Here is a 19437-nt window from a genome sequence, read left to right as displayed (position 1 = left end):
GTCCGTCGGGGCCACGCCTCACCGGGCTCGGCGGTTCGGCCACCGGGCCGGGGCACTGACAGACCCCGTGCGCTCAGGGTGCAGTCGCCGGACGCCCCGGCCCCCCACCGGGGCCGGTGAGTCGTCCGTCGGGGCCACGCCAGGGCTCCGTCACCGGCCCATGCCCGTCGGCTGCCGCACCACCCCGCCGCATTCCGTCCGCACCCGCACCAGGTCACCACCCCGTTCCGTCGCACCGCCGCACACACCCGGTGTGTCACGTCCGGTCCAGTGCTCCGCCCACCAGGCGGGGCCGGTCCGTCCGCTCGGCCCGCGCCGCATCGCTCCGCTCCCCAAAAGGACTTCACCCATGACGGACCTGCACGACAAGCCCGCACCGGCGTCCTCCCTGCCGCAGGGCGGCCTCACCGCCGCACCGGGGAACGAGGTGGCTCCGGCGTCTCCGACGCTCGGCGAGCTGTTCACCGCCTGGGTGGCCCGGACGCCGGACGCGCCGGCCCTCACCGACGGGCGGCGGACCTGGAGCTACCGGGAACTGGCGGAGCGCACCGACCGGTTGGCCGCGCACCTGGTGGGCCGGGGAGCGGGCCCCGACCGAGTGGTGGCCCTGGTCCTGCCGCGCTCCATGGAGCTGATCGCGGCGGAACTGTCCGTCGCCCGGGCGGGCGCCGCCTTCCTGCCCGTGGACCCCGCCTATCCGGCCGAGCGCCGAGCCCTGATGCTCGCCGACGCCGCGCCCGCGATCACCCTGGACGACCCGCGCGCGGTGGGTGAACTCCTCGAAGTCGAAAGTGCCGCCGGGCACGTGGCCGAGGCCGGCGCCGACGTGGACGCCGAGCACGCGGCCTACGTCATCTACACCTCCGGTTCCACCGGCACCCCCAAGGGAGTGACGGTGACGCACCGCGGCATCGGCGGCTTCACCGCGGCCGCCGCCGAGCGGTACGCGGTGGGCCCCGGCGACAGAGTGCTCCAGTTCTCCTCGCCGAGCTTCGACGCCTCCGTCCTGGAGCTGTTCATCTCCGTCCTGTCCGGTGCCACGCTCGTCGTACCGCCGCACGGGCCCTGGCTCGGCGACGAACTCGCCGCGGTCCTGGACGAGCACCGCATCACCCACGCCCTCATCCCGCCCGCCGCGCTGGCCTCTCTGCCCGACCCCGCGCGCGGCACCGCCCGCCACCTGCGCACGCTGATCGTGGGCGCGGAGGCCTGCCCGGCCGGGCTCGTGGACCGCTGGGCACCCGGCCGCCGGATGATCAACTCCTACGGTCCGACCGAGACCACCATCGTCGCCACCTGGACCGGGCCGCTCACCGCGGGCAGCGGTACGCCGACGATCGGCGGCGCTCTGCCGCACACCCGGGTGCACGTCCTGGACCCCGCGATGCGGCCCGTACCGCCCGGCGTCGACGGCGAGTTGTTCGTGGGCGGTGACGCGGTGGCCCGCGGCTATCTGGGCCGCCCCGGGCTGACGGCGGCGCGGTTCGTCGCCGACCCCTTCGGCGCGCCGGGAGCGCGTCTGTACCGCACCGGTGACCGGGTGCGGTGGACCGCGGAGGGCGAGCTGGAGTTCCTGGGTCGCCTGGACCGGCAGGTGAAGATCCGCGGCTTCCGGATCGAACCGGGCGAGATCGAGGCGGCGTTGCGCCGGGCGGGCGGCGGCGCGATCGGCGAGGCCGTGGTCGTGGTACGCGAGGACGTACCGGGCCATCGACGCCTCGTCGCCTACGTCACCGCAGCCGACCAGCCTTCGGCCGGCGTCCCCGGGGCGCCCGGCGTCCCCGGTGCCTCTAGCGGCTCCGCTGACCAGCCTTCACCTGGCGCTCCCGGCGCCCCCGGCGGCTTCAGCGGCTCCGCCGATCAGCCTTCGCCTGGCGCCCCCGGCGCCTTCAGCGGCTCCGCCGATCAGCCTGCGCCCGGCGGCCTCAGCGGCTCCGCTGACCAGCCGTCACCCAGCGCCCCCAGCGCCCCCAGCGCCCCCGGCGCCCCCGCTGACCCCAGCGTGACCCCGGCCGCCCCGGTCGTTTCCGGTGCCCTCCCCGCTGTCGTCCCCCAGCCGGCCACGCTGCGTGCCGCCCTCGGGGCCGTGCTGCCGGGGCACATGGTGCCGTCCGCCATCGTGGTGCTGGACCGGATGCCGCTCACCCCGCAGCACAAGATCGACCGGCGGGCCCTGCCCGCGCCCGAGCGCTCGGTGGCGGCCGGGCATGTGCCGCCGCGGTCCGACGAGGAGCGGGCCCTGGCCGGGATCTGGGCGGACGTTCTCGGTGTCGACGGAATCGGGGCCGACGACGACTTCTTCGACCTGGGCGGTGAGTCGATCCTCGCCGCCCGTGTCCTCGCCCGCGTCCGGGACGACCTGGGCGTCCGGCTGACCGTGCGCGATGTGTTCACCGCCCGGACGATCGCCGCGCTCGCGCCCCTGCTCGCCGACCCCTCGGCCGCCGCGCCGCCGGAGCGGATACCGCCGGCCCCCCGCGAAGGCGTATTGCCGCTGTCCAGTGCTCAGCGCCGCCTGTGGTACATGGACGACCTCACCGAGGGCGGCACCGAGTACAACACCGGTGTCTCGCTCAGGCTGCACGGCCCTCTGGACGCGGAGGCGCTGCACCGCTCCCTGCTCCGGCTCGCGGCCCGGCACGACTCCCTGCGCACCACGTTCCCCACGGTCGACGGCCAGGGCGTCCAGCGTGTCGCACCGGAGCCGGACGTACCCCTGCGCACGGCGGATCTCACCGGCGTGTCCGACGCGCGCCGCGCCGAGGCCGCCGAGGAATTGCTCACCGAGGAACTGCGCCGCCCGTTCGACCTGGCGGTCGGGCCCCTCACCCGGGCGCTGCTCGTCCGGCTCGCCCCCGAGGAACACCTGCTGCTCCTGGCCCAGCACCACATCGTCACCGACGGCTGGTCGATCGGCATCCTCACCCGCGAACTCGTCGCCCTCTACCGGGCGGAGACCACCGGCGAGCCGGACGGACTGACGCGACTCGCCCTCCAGTACCCGGACTTCGCGCTCTGGGAGCGCCGGCAGCGGGCCGGTGACGCGGACACCGCCGACCTGGCCTACTGGAAGCGGCACCTGGCGGGCCTCCAGCACCTGGAGCTGCCCACGGACCGGCCGCGCCCCGCCGTGCGCACCAGCGTCGGCGCGAGCCACCGGCACGTGCTGCCCGCGGAGTTGACGTCCCGGCTGCGGCAACTGGCCGCGGGCCGCGGCACCACGGCGTTCACCCTGTTCGCGGGCGCCGCCGCGCTGCTGTTCTCCCGCTACTCGGGACAGCGGGACATCGCGTTCGGCACCGTCACCAACGGGCGCGGCCGCCGGGACCTGGAGGACGTGCCGGGCTTCTTCGCCAACACCGTGGTGCTCCGCGGCGAGGTGGACGAACGAGCGACCGTGGACCGGTTCGTGGAGACGATGCGCACGACGGTGCTGGACGCCTTCGCCCACGACGGGGCCCCGTTCGACCGGGTGGTGGAGGAGCTGGCCCCGCGCCGCGACCCGAGCCGCACCCCGCTGGTGCAGGTGCTCGTCGTGCAGCAGACCGCCTCTCCTGCCCTGCCGCTCGCCGGCGGACTGCGCGTCACCGAGCACCCCCTGCCCCGCCCCGCCGCCCGCTTCGACCTGGTCCTGGAGTTCACGCCGGACGCCGACGCGGACGGCGACTGCGTGCTGACCGTGGAGTTCAACAAGGACCTGTTCGACGCGGCGACCGTGACCCGGATGACCACCCACCTGCATCGGCTCCTGGAGGGCATGGCGCAGGGCCCGGGCCGCACGCTGGCCGAACTGCCCATGCTCGCGGCCGATGAGCTGCGTACGCTGGTGGACGACTGGAACCCGCCCGCCCACGCGGTGCGGGACAACGGCTGCGGCACGCTGCCCGCCCTGCTGTACGCCCAGGCGGCGAGGACCCCGGACCGTACCGCCGTCGTCTGCGGCGAGGTCCGGCTGGACTACGCCGAAGCGGCCCGGCGCGCCTCCCGGCTGGCCCGGCTGCTCGTCGCGCGCGGCGCCGGGCCCGAGACCCTGGTCGCCCTGTGCCTGCCGCGCTCCGCCGACCTCGTGCCCGTCCTGTGGGCGGTGCTCGCCTCGGGCGCCGGCTACCTCCCGGTCGACCCGGCCTACCCCGCCGACCGGGTCCGCTTCATGCTGGAGGACGCCCGGCCCGGCCTCGTCCTCGCCACCCGCGAGAGTGCCTCCGCGCTGCCCCCGGAGTGCGTACCGCTGCTCCTGGAGGACTGCGCCGCGCCGGACGCGCCCGACACCGCGCTGACCGACGCCGACCGGCTCCGGCCGCTGCTGCCCGACCATCCCGCGTACGTCATCTACACCTCGGGTTCCACCGGCCGCCCCAAGGGCGTCGTGGTCGGACACCGCGGTGCCGCCGCGCTGGCCGCGTGGGCGGGGGAGCGGTTCGGGCCCGAGGGCCTGGCCCATGTCATCGCCTCCACCTCCCTCAACTTCGACGTCTCGGTGTTCGAACTGATCTGCCCCCTGACGGCCGGCGGCACCGTCGAGGTGGTCGCCGACCTGACCGCCCTCGCCGACGGCACCGGACCCCGGCGCGCCACGCTGCTCAGCGGCGTGCCGTCCGTCGTCTCCCGGCTCGTCGCGGGCGGCACGGCGCCCCTGACCGCCGATACCGTCGTCCTCGCGGGCGAGGCGCTGCCCGCGCAGACCACGCAGGACCTGCGGGCCGCCATGCCCGGCTGCCGGATCGCCAACGTCTACGGCCCCACCGAGGCCACCGTGTACGCCACCGCCTGGTTCGCCGGTGACCGGCTGCCCGAACAGGCCCCGCCCATCGGCCACCCGGTGGCGCTCACCCGCGCCTACGTCCTGGACACCGCCCTGCGGCCGCAGCCCATCGGCGTCCCCGGCGAGCTGTACCTGGGGGGCGGCGGCCTGGCCCGCGGCTACCTGAACCGGCCCGGACTGACCGCCGCCCGGTTCGTCGCCGACCCGTTCGGCGCGCCGGGCGAGCGCATGTACCGCACCGGCGACCTGGTGCGCCGGCGCGCCGACGGCGGACTCGAATACCTGGGCCGCACGGACCAGCAGGTCAAGGTGCGCGGCTTCCGCATCGAACTGGGCGAGGTGGAGGAGGCGCTGCGCGGCTGCGCCGGCGTGGCCGAGGCGGCCGCCGTCGCAGCCACCGACGCCGACGGCAACCGGCGCCTGGTCGGCTACGTCGTACCGGCGGCCGGACAGCGCACCGAACCCGAGGCGGTGCGCCGGGACCTCGGCCGTACGCTGCCCGACTACATGGTCCCCTCGACCGTCCTCGTACTGGACGCCCTGCCGCTCAACCCCAACGGCAAACTCGACCGGGGCCGGCTCCCCAGCCCCGGCCCCGCCGTGCGCGCGGTCCGCCACGTCGCGCCCCGCACGCCCACCGAGCACACCCTCGCCCGGATCTGGGCGGAGGTGCTGCGGGAGGAACGCGTCGGCGTCGACGACAACTTCTTCGAACTCGGCGGCGACTCCATCCTCAGCATCCAGGTGGTGGCCCGCGCCCGGCAGGAGGGCCTGCCGCTCACCTCCCGGGACCTCTACCAGCGCCAGACCGTGGCCGGCCTCGCGCACTGCGCGGACGCGGCGGCCGGCCCGCGCGAGGCCGTGCCCGCACCGCAGGCACCCACCGGCACCGCCCCCCTGACCCCCATCCAGCAGTGGCTGTTCGACGCCGTCGGTGAACGCGCCGGGCACTTCTCCCAGGCGCTGTCCCTGCGGATGCCCGCCGACCTGGACGCGGCGGCGCTGGAGGACGCCCTGAACGACCTGGTCGCCCACCACGACGCCCTGCGCTCCCGCTTCACTCCCGGCGAGCCGGCCGGCTGGCACATCGAGGAGCGGGCACCGCGCCTCCTGCTGGCCCGCCACACCGGTCCGCGGACGGACACCCCGCACCTCGGCCCGTTCGACCTCGCCCGGCCACCGCTGCTGCGCGCCGTCCTGCACGACACCGGCGCCGGCGCGCCCCACGTCCTGCACCTCGCCGTGCACCACCTGGTGGTCGACGGGGTCTCCTGGCGGCTGCTCCTGGAAGACCTGGACCGCGCCTACCGGGCCCGCCGCGCGGGGCGGGACGGCGCCGCGGCGCTGCCCGCGAAGTCCTCGCCGCTGCGGCAGTGGGCCCGCAGGCTGAACGCCCACGCCAAGGCCGGCGGCTTCGACGACGAGCGCGCGTACTGGGCCGAGGCGGTCCCCGCCACCGGGCCCGCTCTGCCCGCCGAACTGACGGGCGGCCCCGGCACCTACGCCGAACAGAGGTCGCTCACCGTGCGCCTGGACGCCGAGGCGACCTCGGCCCTGCTGCGCACCCTGCCCGACACCTACCGCACCCGGGCCAACGACGTCCTGCTCGGCGCGCTCGGCCGGGCCCTGTGCGGCTGGAGCGGCCAGGGGCGCGTCGTGGTCGACGTGGAGGGGCACGGCCGCGAGGAGCTCTTCGACGAGCTGGACATCGGCCGCACGGTCGGCTGGTTCACCACCCGGCACCCCGTCGCCCTCGCCGTCCCCGAGGACGCCGACTGGGACACCGTGCTCAAACAGGTCAAGGAGCAGCTGCGCGCCGTACCCCGCAACGGCCTCGGCCACGACGTCCTGCTCCGCCAGGCCGGCCCCGGGGCGCCGCCGCGCGCCGACGCGCGGATCAGCTTCAACTACCTGGGCCGCATGGACACGCCGGAGGACCCGGACAGCCTCTACCGGGGCACCGTACGCCCGCTGGAACTGGACGCCGACCCGGCGGCCGAGCGCCCGCACGCCGTCGAGGTCGTCGGTCAACTCGTGGGCGACATACTGGAGTTCACCTGGTTCTACGCCGACCTCCCGGGCCGCGAGAGCGCGGTCGCCGACCTCGCCGGGCGCTTCGGTGACGCGCTCACCGACCTGGCCCGGCACGCCGCACTGCCGGGCGCCGCGGGCCGCACCCCGTCCGACTTCCCGCTGGCCCGGCTCGACCAGGCCGCCGTGGACCGGATCACCGGCGCGGACCCGGCCGCCGTGGCCGACGTCCTGCCGCTCACACCCACCCAGGCGGGCATGCTCTTCCACGGCCTGTCCCAGGACGACCGCGGCGTCTACGTCCAGCAGCTGACGTTCGTCCTGGACGGCGTCCCCGACCCGGCGGCCCTCGCCGCGGCCTGGCAGCACGTCACCGACCGCACCGACGTGCTGCGCGGCCGGGTGCTCTGGCAGGACGTGCCCGAACCGCTGCTGGTCGTGGAGCGCCACGCGGCCGTCCCCGTCACCCACGTCGACTGGCGCGACCTGACGGCGGACGAGCGCCGCACCCGCCTGGACGACCTGCTGGTCGAAGACCGCGCCGACGGCATCGACCTCGGGCGGGCCCCGCTCCAGCGCCTCCTGCTCGCCCGCGTCTCCGACACCGCCGTGCGCGTGGTGTGGTCCTTCCACCACCTGCTGCTCGACGGCTGGAGCATGTTCCAGGTCCTCTCGGACGTCTTCGCCCACCACGCCGGGCCCGACGCCGCCGCCCTCCCGCACCGCCCGCCCTACCGGGAGTACGTGTCCTGGCTGCGGCGGCGCGACCCGGAAGCGGCCGAACGGCACTGGCGGCGCCGCCTGTCCGGCCTGACCGAGGCGACACCGCTGCCCTACGACCGCGAGCCGCAAGAGGCCCACCGCGCCGAGTCCACGCACGCGGTCCACGCCGCACTGCCCGCCGCCGCCACCCGGACGCTGGAAGAGGTGGCCCGCACCTCGGGTCTCACCCTCAACACCGTGGTACAGGGCGCCTGGGCCCTGCTCCTGGCCCGCCAGGCGGGCCGCGACGACGTGGTGTTCGGCACCACCGTGTCCGGCAGGCCGGCCGAACTGCCCGGCGCCGAGGCCATGACCGGCCTGTTCATCACCACCCTGCCCGCCCGCGTCACCGTCCCCGGCCACGGCACCCTGCTCGACTGGCTGCGCGCGCTCCAGCACGACCAGAGCGAGGACCGGCGCTTCGAGCACCTGCCGCTCACCCGGATGAAGACGTTCACCGAACTCCCCGAGCGGGTCGGTCTCTTCGACAGCATCGTCGTCTTCGAGAACTATCCGGTGGACGACGACCTCGCCGCCGCCCACGGGCTGCGGCTGAGCGGCCTGGAAGGCGTCGAGACCACCAACTACCCGCTCAGCCTGACCGCTTACCCGGGCGACGAGCTGGGCCTGCGCCTCGGCTACGACCCCGAGCTGTTCGACGCCGGCACGGCCGGGCGCATGGCCGAGTACCTCACCGTGCTGCTCACCGGCATGACCACCGGCTCGCCGTTGCCGCCCGCCCGGCTGCCGCTGCTCGGCGCGGACCGCCGCGAACAGGTGCTGCGCACCTGGAACGACACCGCCACCGACCTGCCCGACAGCACGGTCGCCGGCCTCTTCGCCGCCCAGGTGCGCCGCACCCCCGACGCCGTGGCCCTGGAGGCCGGGGACGAGCACCTCACCTACCGCGAACTCGACGCCCGCGCCGCCCGGTCGGCGGCCCGGCTGGCCGCGGCAGGCGTACGTCCGGAACACCCGGTCGGCGTCCTCATGGACCGCTCCGTCGACCTGATCGTCACCCAGCTGGCACTCGTGCGCACCGGCGGCGTGTACGTGCCGCTGGACGGCCGTGCACCGGCCGAGCGGCTGCGCCGGACCCTGGCCGAGGCCGGGGCCGGCCTGCTGCTCACCGACGCCACCTGGGAGGCGACGGCCCGCGAGGTGCTGCCGGACGACGCCGTCCTGCGCGCCGACCACACCTCTGGGTCCACCGGTCCCGCCGACCCCACGAGCCTCGCGCCCGACCACGCCGTGCACCCCGACAACGTCCAGTACCTGATGTTCACCTCGGGCTCCACCGGCACGCCCAAGGGCGTCGCCGTACGCCAGCGGGACGTCGCCGCCCTCGCCCTCGACCGCGCCTTCGCCGGGCACGACCGGGTCCTCGTCCACTCGCCGCACGCCTTCGACGCCGCCACCTACGAGGTGTGGGTGCCGCTGCTGCGCGGCGGCACCGCCGTCCTCGCCCCGCCCACCGACCTGGACGCCGCCCAGGTCCGCCACGCCGTCACCGAGCGGCGCGTGAGCTGCCTGTGGCTGACCGCCGGCCTGTTCCGCCTGCTCGCCCAGGAGGACCCCGGCTGCCTGTACGGCGCCCGCGAGGTGTGGACGGGCGGCGAGGCCGTGCCGGGCGCGGTGGTGCGCCGGGTCCTGGACGCCTGCCCCGGCCTGACCGTCGTCGACGGCTACGGCCCCACCGAGACCACCACCTTCGCCACCCGCCGCGTCTTCCGCGCCGGCGACGCGCTGCCCGCGGTGCTGCCCATCGGACGCCCGCTCGACAACACCCGCGTCTACGTCCTGGACAGCGCCCTCGACCCGCAGCCGCCGGGCATCCCCGGCGAGCTGTACATCGCCGGTGCGGGCCTGGCCCGGGGCTACGCGGGGCGGCCCGGCGCGACCGCCGCCCGCTACCTCGCCGACCCCTACGGCCCGCCCGGCACCCGCATGTACCGCACCGGCGACATCGTGCGCTGGAGCGCCGACGGCGAACTGCACTTCGTCGGCCGCGCGGACGACCAGATCAAGATCCGCGGCTTCCGCGTCGAACCCGCCGAGATCGAGGCCCGGCTCACCGCCCACCCGGCCGTCGCCGAGGCCGTCGTCTCCCTGTACCAGGACGGCGGACGCAAGCGCCTCGCCGCCCATCTCGTGCCGTCCCCCGCCGCCGAACCGCCCTCCGCCGCCGCGCTCCGCGCCCACCTGGCGGCCGGGCTGCCCGACTACATGCTGCCCGCCGCGTTCGTCACCGTGCCCGAGCTGCCCCTGACGGCCAACGGCAAGGTCGACCGGCGGCGGCTGCCCGCACCCGACTGGGCGGCGGGAAGCGAGCAGGCCCACCGCGCCCCGCGCACCGAGGCCGAACGCGTCCTCGCCGGGATCTGGGCCGAGCTGCTCGGTGTGGCACGGGTCGGCGTGGACGACAACTTCTTCATGCTGGGCGGCGACTCCATCCTCAGCATCCAGGTGGTCTCCCGGGCCCGCGCCGCGGGACTCGCCCTCACCCCCCGCGACCTCTTCCGCCACCCCACCATCGGTGAACTGGCCGCCGCCACCGGCGGCGCCGCGTCCGCCGTCGCCGGCACCGATCCCGTCACCGGAGCGGTGGACCTCCTGCCGATCCAGCACTGGTTCCTCGACCCGCGGCCGGCGCACCCCGCCTTCTTCAACCAGTCCGTCGTCATCGAGCCGGCCGGCACCGTCGACCAGGACGCCCTGCGCACCGCCCTCACCGCGCTGTGGACGCAGCACGACGCGCTGCGCGCCCGGTTCCTGCGCGACGACGAGGGCGCCTGGCGGCAGGACATCGCCCCCGACGGCCCGGTGCCCGAGCTGCTCCAGGTCCACGACCCGGCGGACGAGGAACGCGCCACCGCGGCGGCGCACACCGGACTGAGCCTCGACCAAGGCCCGCTGTTCACCGCCCGGCTGTTCACCGACGGCACCCGGCCCGCCCGGCTGCTGCTCGTCGCCCACCACCTGGTGGTCGACGGCGTCTCCTGGCGGATCCTCCTGGAGGACCTGGAGAGCGCCTACCGGCAGGCCGCCGCCGGCGACCCCGTACGGCTGCCCGCCCGCACCACCTCCGTACGCGAATGGGCCGCCCGGCTGCGCGCCGACGACCGCTTCGCCGCGCGGCTCGGCCACTGGGAGCGCACCGCCCGGGCCTGCGCCGACCCGCTGCCCGTGGACCGCGACGGCACCAACACCACGGCCGACGTCCGCGAGGTCACCGTCCGCCTCGACCGTGCGCACACCGACGGCCTCCTGCGCCGCGTCCCCGGCGTCTACCGCACCCGCGTCGACGACGTGCTGCTCACCGCGCTGGGCCGCGTCCTCGGCGACTGGACCGGACGCGACACCGTCGCCGTCGGCCTGGAGGGACACGGCCGCGAGGACCAGCTGTTCGAGGACATCGACCTGTCCCGCACGGTCGGCTGGTTCACCTCGCTCCACCCCCTCGCCCTGACCGTCCCGGCCGGCTCCTGGGGCACCGCGCTGAAATCGGTCAAGGAGCAGCTGCGCGCCGTACCCGACCGCGGACTCGGCTACGGCGTACTGCGCCACCTGGCCCGCGACGAACGGCTCGCCCGGACGCCCGAACCCGGCATCAGCTTCAACTACCTGGGCCGCTTCGACTGGTCCGCCGACGCCGGCACGCTGGTCGCGGCGGTGCCCGGCGGCCTGGGCGGAGCCGAGGCCCCGGAGACCGAACGCCCGCACCTGCTGGACGTCGTGGCCCGGGTCGAGGACGACCAGCTGGAGATCACCTGGTACTACAGCACCGGACGGCACCGCGAGGAGACCGTCACCGCGCTGGCCGACGCCATGCTGCGGGCGCTCGGCGACATCGTCGCGCACTGCGCCCTGCCGGACGCGGGCGGCCGCACCCCCTCCGACTTCCCGCTGGCCCGGCTCGACCAGGCCGCCGTGGACCGGATCGCCGGGGACGGCCGGGGCGTCGCGGACATCTACCCGCTGACGCCGATGCAGGCCGGCATGCTTTTCCACAGCCTGCTCGACGCCGACAGCCGCACGTACGTCAACCAGGTGCAGTTCGTCCTGTCCGGCGTCACCGATCCGCACGCGCTGGCCACCGCGTGGCAGCACACCGCCGACGCCAACCCGGTCCTGCGCACCCACCTGGTCTGGCAGGAGACCGCCGAACCCCTCCAGGTCGTCCGGCACCGGGCCACCGTGCCCGTCACCCACCACGACTGGTCCGGCCTGCCCGCCGAGCACGGCGCACGCGAACTGGACCGCCTGCTCGCCGAGGACCGGGAGGCCGGCGTCGAGCTGGGCACCGCGCCCCTGATGCGGCTGACGCTGATCCGCCTCACGGCCGACCGGGTGCGGCTGGTGTGGACCTTCCACCACGTCCTGCTCGACGGCTGGAGCGCCGCCCAGGTCTTCGAAGAGGTGTGCGAGCGGTATGCCGCCCTGACCGCCGGGCACCAGCTACGGCTGCCCGAGCGGCGGCCCTTCGGCGACTACCTGCGCTGGCTGGCCGAGCAGGACACCGACCGCGCCGAGCACTACTGGCGCACCACCCTCGCGGGCTTCCAGGCACCCACCGAACTGCCCCGCGACCGGCGCCCCGCCGAGGCCCACCGCGCCTCCTCCTGCGCGTCCGTGCGGATGGCCCTCGACGCGGACGTCTCGGCCCGGCTGCGGGAGACCGCCCAGCAGGCCGGACTGACCCTCAACACCGTCGTCCAGGGCGCGTGGGCGCTGCTGCTGTCCCGCTACGGCGGCGGCGAGGACGTGGTGTTCGGCACCACCGTCTCCGGCCGGCCCGCCGACATGCCCGGCGTCACCTCGATGGTCGGCCTGTTCATCAACACCCTGCCCGTCCGGGCCCGCGTCGACGGGCGGCGCGCGCTGCTGGACTGGCTGCGCGAACTGCAGGCCGCCCAGGCGGAGGCCCGGCGCCACGACTTCGTCCCGCTGGCGCAGGTGCAGTCGTGGAGCGACGTACCCGGCGGCACCAGCCTGTTCGACTCCCTCGTGGTCTTCGAGAACTACCCCTTCGACGAGGGCGCCATGGCCCGGCACGGCCTGGCCATGGAGCAGGAACGGGACCTGGAACCGACGAACTACCCGCTCAGCGTGGTCGTCGCGCCCGGCGACAGCCTGGCCGTGAACCTGGACTACGACCCGGCCGCCTTCGACGCCGGCACGGTGCACGCGCTCGGCGAGAGCCTGCGCACCCTGCTGACCGGCATGGCCGACGCACCCGATCGCCGCCTGGGCGACCTGGCCCTCCTCGGCCCCGCCGAGGCGCGCGACCTGGTGACCCGGTTCGGCGGACGGATGGCCGAGGCACCGCACGACACCCTGCCCGAGGCGTTCCGCCGCCAGGCCGAGCGCACCCCCGACGCCCCGGCGGTCCGCTACGGCGACACCTGCCTCGACTACCGCGAACTCGACGCCCGCTCCAACCGGCTGGCCCGGCTGCTCATCGCCGCCGGTGCCGGACCCGAGGGCTTCGTCGCGCTCTGCCTGCCCCGCACCGCCGACCTGATCGTGGCGCTCCTCGCGGTGCTGAAGAGCGGCGCCGGGTATCTGCCGGTCGATCCGCAGTACCCCGCCGAGCGCGTCGCGTTCCTCTTCGAGGACGTACGGCCGCACGCCGTGATCACCGCCGCCGAGACCGCCGGTCGGCTGCCCGAGGGGCCGTACACCAGGGTCCTCCTGGACTCCCTGGACGAGGAACCCGGCGCCGACCTGCCCGACACCCCCGTCGGCGACGCGGAACGCCACGCCCCCCTCCTGCCCGCGCACCCGGCGTACGTCATCCACACCTCCGGCTCGACCGGCCGTCCCAAGGGAGTGGTCGTCAGCCACGCCTCCGTGCGCGCCCTGACCGACTGGGCGGCGGCGGAGTTCGCCGGGCACGGCCTGGAGCACGTGGTGGCGTCCACCTCGCTCAACTTCGACGTGTCGGTGTTCGAGATCTTCTCGCCGCTCCTGTCCGGCGGCTGTGTGGAGATCGTCCGTGACCTGCTCGCCCTCGCCGAACGCCCGGGGCCCTGGCGGGCCGGACTGCTCAGCGCGGTGCCCTCGGCCCTCGACCGGCTGCTCGCCGAGGACGCCGTCCACCTCACCGCGGACACCGTCGTCCTCGCGGGGGAGGGGCTGCCGGCCCGGACCGTCGGCCGGGTCCGCGCGGCCGTGGCCGGTGGCCAGGTGCACAACATCTACGGGCCCACCGAGGCCACCGTCTACGCCACCGCCTTCACCTGCGACCCCGCCGACCCCGACCGCGACCCGCCGATCGGCAGGCCGCTCGGCGGCGCCCGCGCGCACGTCCTCGACGAGCGGATGCGGCCGGTGCCCGCGGGCGCGCCCGGCGAGCTGTTCCTCGCCGGAACCGGAGTCGCCCGCGGCTACCTGCGCCGCCCCGGCCTGACCGCCGCCCGCTTCCTGCCCGACCCGTTCGGCCCGCCGGGCAGCCGCATGTACCGCACCGGCGACCTGGTCCGCTGGACGGCCGACGGCGACCTCGTCTACCTCGGACGCGGCGACGACCAGGTCAAGGTGCGCGGCTTCCGCATCGAACTCGGCGAGGTCGAAGCGGCGTTGGCCCGCCACCCGGCGGTGGCGGCGGCAGCGGCCCGCGTCGTCGAACACGCCGGGCACCGCCGCCTGATCGGGTACGTGGTGCCGCATGGAGCGGCGCTGCCTGCGTCCGCCGGGGATGCCGGTGTGACCGGCGGTACGACGGTCCTGCCTCTGTCCGCCGGGGCCGGGGGAGTTGGCCCGGCCGACGACTCGCGGGACCGGTCGGTTGCCGGTGGTGAGGCGGACGACCGCCCGGCGGGCCAGTCCGCCCTCAGCGGTACCGCAAAGGACGGCCTCATCGCTCTGCCCGACACGGGGGAACTCCGTGCCTTCCTCGCCCGGAGTCTTCCCGACCACCTGCTGCCCGCCCTCGTGGTCCCGCTGGAGCGGCTGCCCCTCGGTGCCACCGGCAAGCTCGACCGGCGAGCGCTGCCCGTGCCCGAGTGGGGGGCGCCGACCGTCGGCACGGGGGGCCGGCCACCGCGTACCGAGGCCGAGCAGATCCTCGCGGGCGTCTGGCGCGAGGTGCTCGGCGTACCCGAAGTCGGCGCGGACGACAACTACTTCACGCTCGGCGGCGACTCCGTCCTCGGCATCCAGATCGTCTCCGCCGCCCGCCGGGCCGGATACGCCCTGACCCCTCGGCACCTGTTCACCCACCAGACGCTCGCCGAACTCGCCGCCGTGGCCGAGCGGGCGCCCGACACCGCCACGGCCGCCGCCGAACAGGGGCCGGTGACCGGCGACGTCCCGCTCACCCCCGTACAGCACTGGCTCCTGGACACCCTCACGGGTGACCCCGCCCACTTCAGTCAGACCGTCTCGTACGAGCTGGCCACCGACCCCGACGAGGCACTGCTGCGCGCCGCCCTGTCCGCCGTACTGGCACACCACGACGCGCTGCGGATGCGCTACGAACCGCTCGACGACGGAAACCGGCGGCAGTACGGCACCCCGCCCGGCGACCCCCGTGACGTCCATCTGGAGGTGCACGACCGGACGGCCCCCGAAGCGGTGGCCGACGCCCTGGGCGCCGGCTTCGACCTGGCCGGCGGACCGCTGCTGCGGGCCGCGCTGTGCCGGCCGGGCGACGGCGGGCGGCCGGTGCTGCTGCTCGCCGCCCACCACCTGGTCGTCGACGCCGTCTCCTGGCGACTGATCCTGGAGGACCTGGAAGCGGCCTACGAGGCGCTGCGGGACGGTGCCCGGCCCGGCCTCGCCCCGAAGAGCACTTCGCTGCGGGCCTGGGCGCGGCGGCTCGCCGAGCACACCGAGACGGGCGGTTTCGGCGGCGAACTCGATTACTGGCGCGGTCTCGACGCCGCCATCGCGCTGCCCGCCGACCGCCCCGGCGGCGCCAACACCGTGGCCGACGAGGAGAGCGTGAGCGCGGGACTCGACGCCGAGGAGACCCGCAGGCTGCTCCAGGACGTGCCGGAGGTGTACCGCACCCGCGTCAACGACGTCCTGCTGTGCGCGCTCGGCCGGGTCCTGGCCCGCTGGAGCGGACAGGACCGGGTGGCGGTGACCCTGGAGGGACACGGCCGCGAGGAGCTGTTCGCGGACATCGACCTCGCCCGGACGGTCGGCTGGTTCACGGCCATGTACCCCGTCGCCCTGGACGTGCCCCGGGACGCGGACACCGGCACCGTCGTGAAGGCCGTCAAGGAGAACCTGCGGGCCGTCCCGCACGGCGGACTCGGCTACGGCGCGCTGCGCCACCTGCACCCCACGGCCGGCCGCGAGCTGCCCGCCCTGCCGCCGGTCTGCTTCAACTATCTGGGCCGGCAGGACCGCACCGGCACACCGGGCGGCCTGCTGCACAAGCCCCATGGCGCCCTGTCCGGCAACATGGACCGCTCGGCGCGGCGGCCGTACCTCCTAGATGTACTCGGTCAAGTCAGCGGGGAGCGGCTGGAGTTCACCTGGTCGTACTCCCGCGAGGTGCACGACCGGGAGACCGTCGAGCGGCTCGCCGGCGAGGTGGCCGACGAGCTGCGCGCGATCGTCCGGCACTGCGCCGAGCCCGGCGCCGGCGGCCGCACCCCCGCCGACTTCCCGCTCGCCCCGCTGGACCAGGCGGGCGTCGACCGGCTGGTGGGCGACGGAAGGGACGTGGCGGACGTCTATCCGCTCACGCCCACCCAGACCGGCATGGTGATGCACGGCCTGGACGAGGCGGAACACGGCCTGTACGTCGAGCAGATCACCTTCGTGGCGGACGGCGCCCGCGACCCGCGGACCCTGGCCGCCGCCTGGCAGCACGTCGTCGACCGCACCCCCGTCCTGCGCACCTCCGTCGCGCTGCGCGGCGTACCCGTGCCGCTCCAGGTGGTCCACCGGAACGTGACCCTGCCGATCACCGAACACGACTGGAGCACGCTCCCGCAGGACCGGCACGACGCGGAGCTGGAGCGGCTGCTCGCCGACGAGCGGGCCCGGGGCATCGCCCTGGACCGTGCCCCGCTGATGCAGCTCGCCCTGGTCAGGGTCGGCCCGGACGCGGTCCGCGTCGTGTGGACCTTCCACCACGTCCTGCTGGACGGCTGGAGCGTCTTCCACGTCCTGTCCGACGTCACGGCCGCGCACGCCGCCCTCACCCGCGGCGAGCGGCCCCACCTGCCCGAACGCCGGCCGTTCGCGGACTACGCCGGCTGGCTCGCCGCCCAGGACACCCGCCAGGCGCAGGAGCACTGGCGCGCCGCCCTGGCCGGCCTGAACGGCCCCACCCCGCTGCCGTACGACCGGCGGCCCGCCCCCAACACCACCGCCCGCTCCGGGACGTGGCTGTCCCAGCGGCTGGACACCGCACGCACCAGCCGGCTCCAGGAGTTCGCCCGCCGCCACCGCCTCACCCTCAACACCGTGGTGCAGGGCGCCTGGGCGCTGCTGCTCGCGCGCTGGAGCGGGGAAGCGGAGGTCTGCTTCGGCACCACCGTCTCCGGACGGCCCGCCGACCTGCCCGGCGCCGACACCATCACCGGCCTGTTCATCACCACCCTGCCCGCCCGCACCGAGGTCGACGGTTACGCCGGCTGCGGCACCTGGCTGCGTGCCTTCCAGGAGGCCCGCGCCGAGGACCGCCGCCACGACCATCTGCCCCTCACCGCCCTGCACGCCCTGGGCGAACTGCCGCCGGGCACCGCCCTGTTCGACAGCCTGGTGGTCTTCGAGAACTACCCCGTCGGCGACGCCACCGCGGGCGCGCAGGGGCTCGCCCTGCGGGACCTGGACGCCAGGGAGGCCACCAACTACCCGCTCACCGTGGTCGTCTCGCCCGGCGAGCGACTGACCGTCGAACTCGGTTACGACCCCCGGTACTTCGCGGAGGCCGGCGCGCGATCGCTGGCCGGGCAGCTGCTGCACACCCTGGACGCCCTGGCCGCCTCGGACGGCACCGCCCGCCTGGCCGACATCGACGTCCTGCCGCCCGCCCAGCGCGAGCTGCTGCTGCGCGGCCCGGCCCGGCCCGTGACCGGCCCCGTGCCCGCCGCCACCCTGCCCGCCCTCGTCGAGGCGGCCGTCGACCGATGGCCGACCGCGACCGCGCTCGACACGCTCGACGCTTCCGGCACAGGCACCGCGGGCGGCGCGCCGCTGAGCTTCGCGGAGGCGGAGGCCCGCGCCAACCGGCTGGCGCACCGGCTCATCGCCCGGGGCACCGGACCCGGCGACCTCGTCGCGCTGCTGCTGCCCCGCTCGACGGACATGGTCCTCGCCCAACTGGCGGTGACTAAGGCGGGCGCCGCGTTCCTGCCCGTCGACCCGGCCTACCCGAAGGAGCGGATCGCGCTGATGCTGCGCGACGCCGCCCCCACCCTCACCCTCGACGCCCAGGAGGTCGCCGACCTGCTCGCCGCCACCGCGGACGGCACGGCCGGACACCGGCCCACCGACGCCGACCGGGCCCGCCCGCTCGACCTGGACGACCCGGCCTACGTCATCTACACCTCCGGCTCCACCGGTACGCCCAAGGGTGTCGTCGTCACCCACCGCGGGCTCGCCGCGTTCAGCGCCGCGGAGGCGGCCCACTACCACGTCGCCCCGGGGGACCGGGTCCTCGCCTTCGCCACGCCGAGCTTCGACGCCTGCGTGCTGGAGCTGTGCGCGTCCCTGCCGCACGGCGCCGGGCTCGTCGTGCCCCGGCCGGGACCGCTGCTCGGCGCCGAACTCGCCGACGTCCTGCGCGCCGGGCGCATCACGCACACCCTGCTCCCGCCGGCCGCGCTCGCCACGCTGCCGCCCGACACCCCCGGCACGCTGCCGGACCTCAAGACCCTGATCGTCGGCGCCGACGCGTGCGGACCCGACCTCGTCGCCCGCTGGGCACCGCACCACCGCATGGTCAACTCCTACGGCCCCACCGAGGCCACCGTCGTCGCCACCTGGTCGGCGCCGCTCACGGCGGACGGCGGAGCACCGCCCATCGGCCGCCCGCTGCCCGCCACCGGCGCCTACGTCCTGGACGCCCGGCTGCGCCCGGTCCCCGTCGGCGTCACCGGCGAACTGTGGCTGAGCGGAGCGGCCCTGGCCCGCGGCTACCTCGGCCGGCCCGGGCTGACCGCGGCCCGCTTCACCGCCGACCCGTTCGGCCCGCCCGGCACCCGCATGTACCGCACCGGCGACCTGGTGCGCCGCGACAGCGCGGGCGAACTGCACTACCTGGGCCGCACGGACCACCAGCTCAAGCTGCGCGGCCACCGCATCGAGGCGGGCGAGGTCGAGGCGACACTGGTCGCCCACCAGGCCGTGCTGGACGCCGTGGTGACCGTACGCGAGGACGAACCGGGCCTGCCACGCCTGGTCGCCCACCTGCTCACGGCCGCCGGCGCCGAACCGCCCGGCCCGGCGGAACTGCGGGAGCTGGCCGCACGCTCGCTGCCGGAGTACATGGTGCCGACCGCGTTCGTGGTCCTCGACCGCTTCCCGCTCACCGAGAACGGCAAGACCGACCGGGCCGCCCTGCCCGCCCCGGCACCGGCCGAGGAGCGGGCACGGCCCGAGTACGTGGCGCCCCGCACCCCCACCGAAGAAGCGGTGGCGGCCATCTGGGAGGAGACCCTCCAGACGGCCGTGGGCGCCGAGGACGACTACTTCTCGCTCGGCGGGGACTCGCTGCGGGCCCTGCTCATCGCCTCCCGCGCCAACGACGCGTTCGCCGTCACGCTCACCCCCCGCGACGTCCTGGTCTCCCGCACCGTCGCCGCCCTGGCGGAGCTGGTGGAGGACCTCGTGCTGAGCGAACTCGAACAGAGCGCCTACGACGAAGACGCCGCGTCCGGCGGCCACGACCACGATCACGAACGGTGAGGACCCGA

The 19437-nt window shown here is 75.6% G+C and carries 1 protein-coding gene; it reads left to right on the top strand.

The features are described from left to right. The first annotated feature begins 349 nt into the window (after window positions 1–349). Window positions 350–19429 (top strand): non-ribosomal peptide synthetase, encoded by a 19080-nt coding sequence (locus ACZ516_RS07900; protein WP_469009096.1) that lies wholly within the window; start codon window positions 350–352, stop codon window positions 19427–19429. Window positions 19430–19437: the final 8 nt, after the last annotated feature.

It is taken from the genome of Streptomyces sp. NPDC034037 (assembly GCF_055575715.1).
Note: the sequence above shows the minus strand (reverse complement) of the source record. Positions and strands in the feature narration are given on the sequence as shown.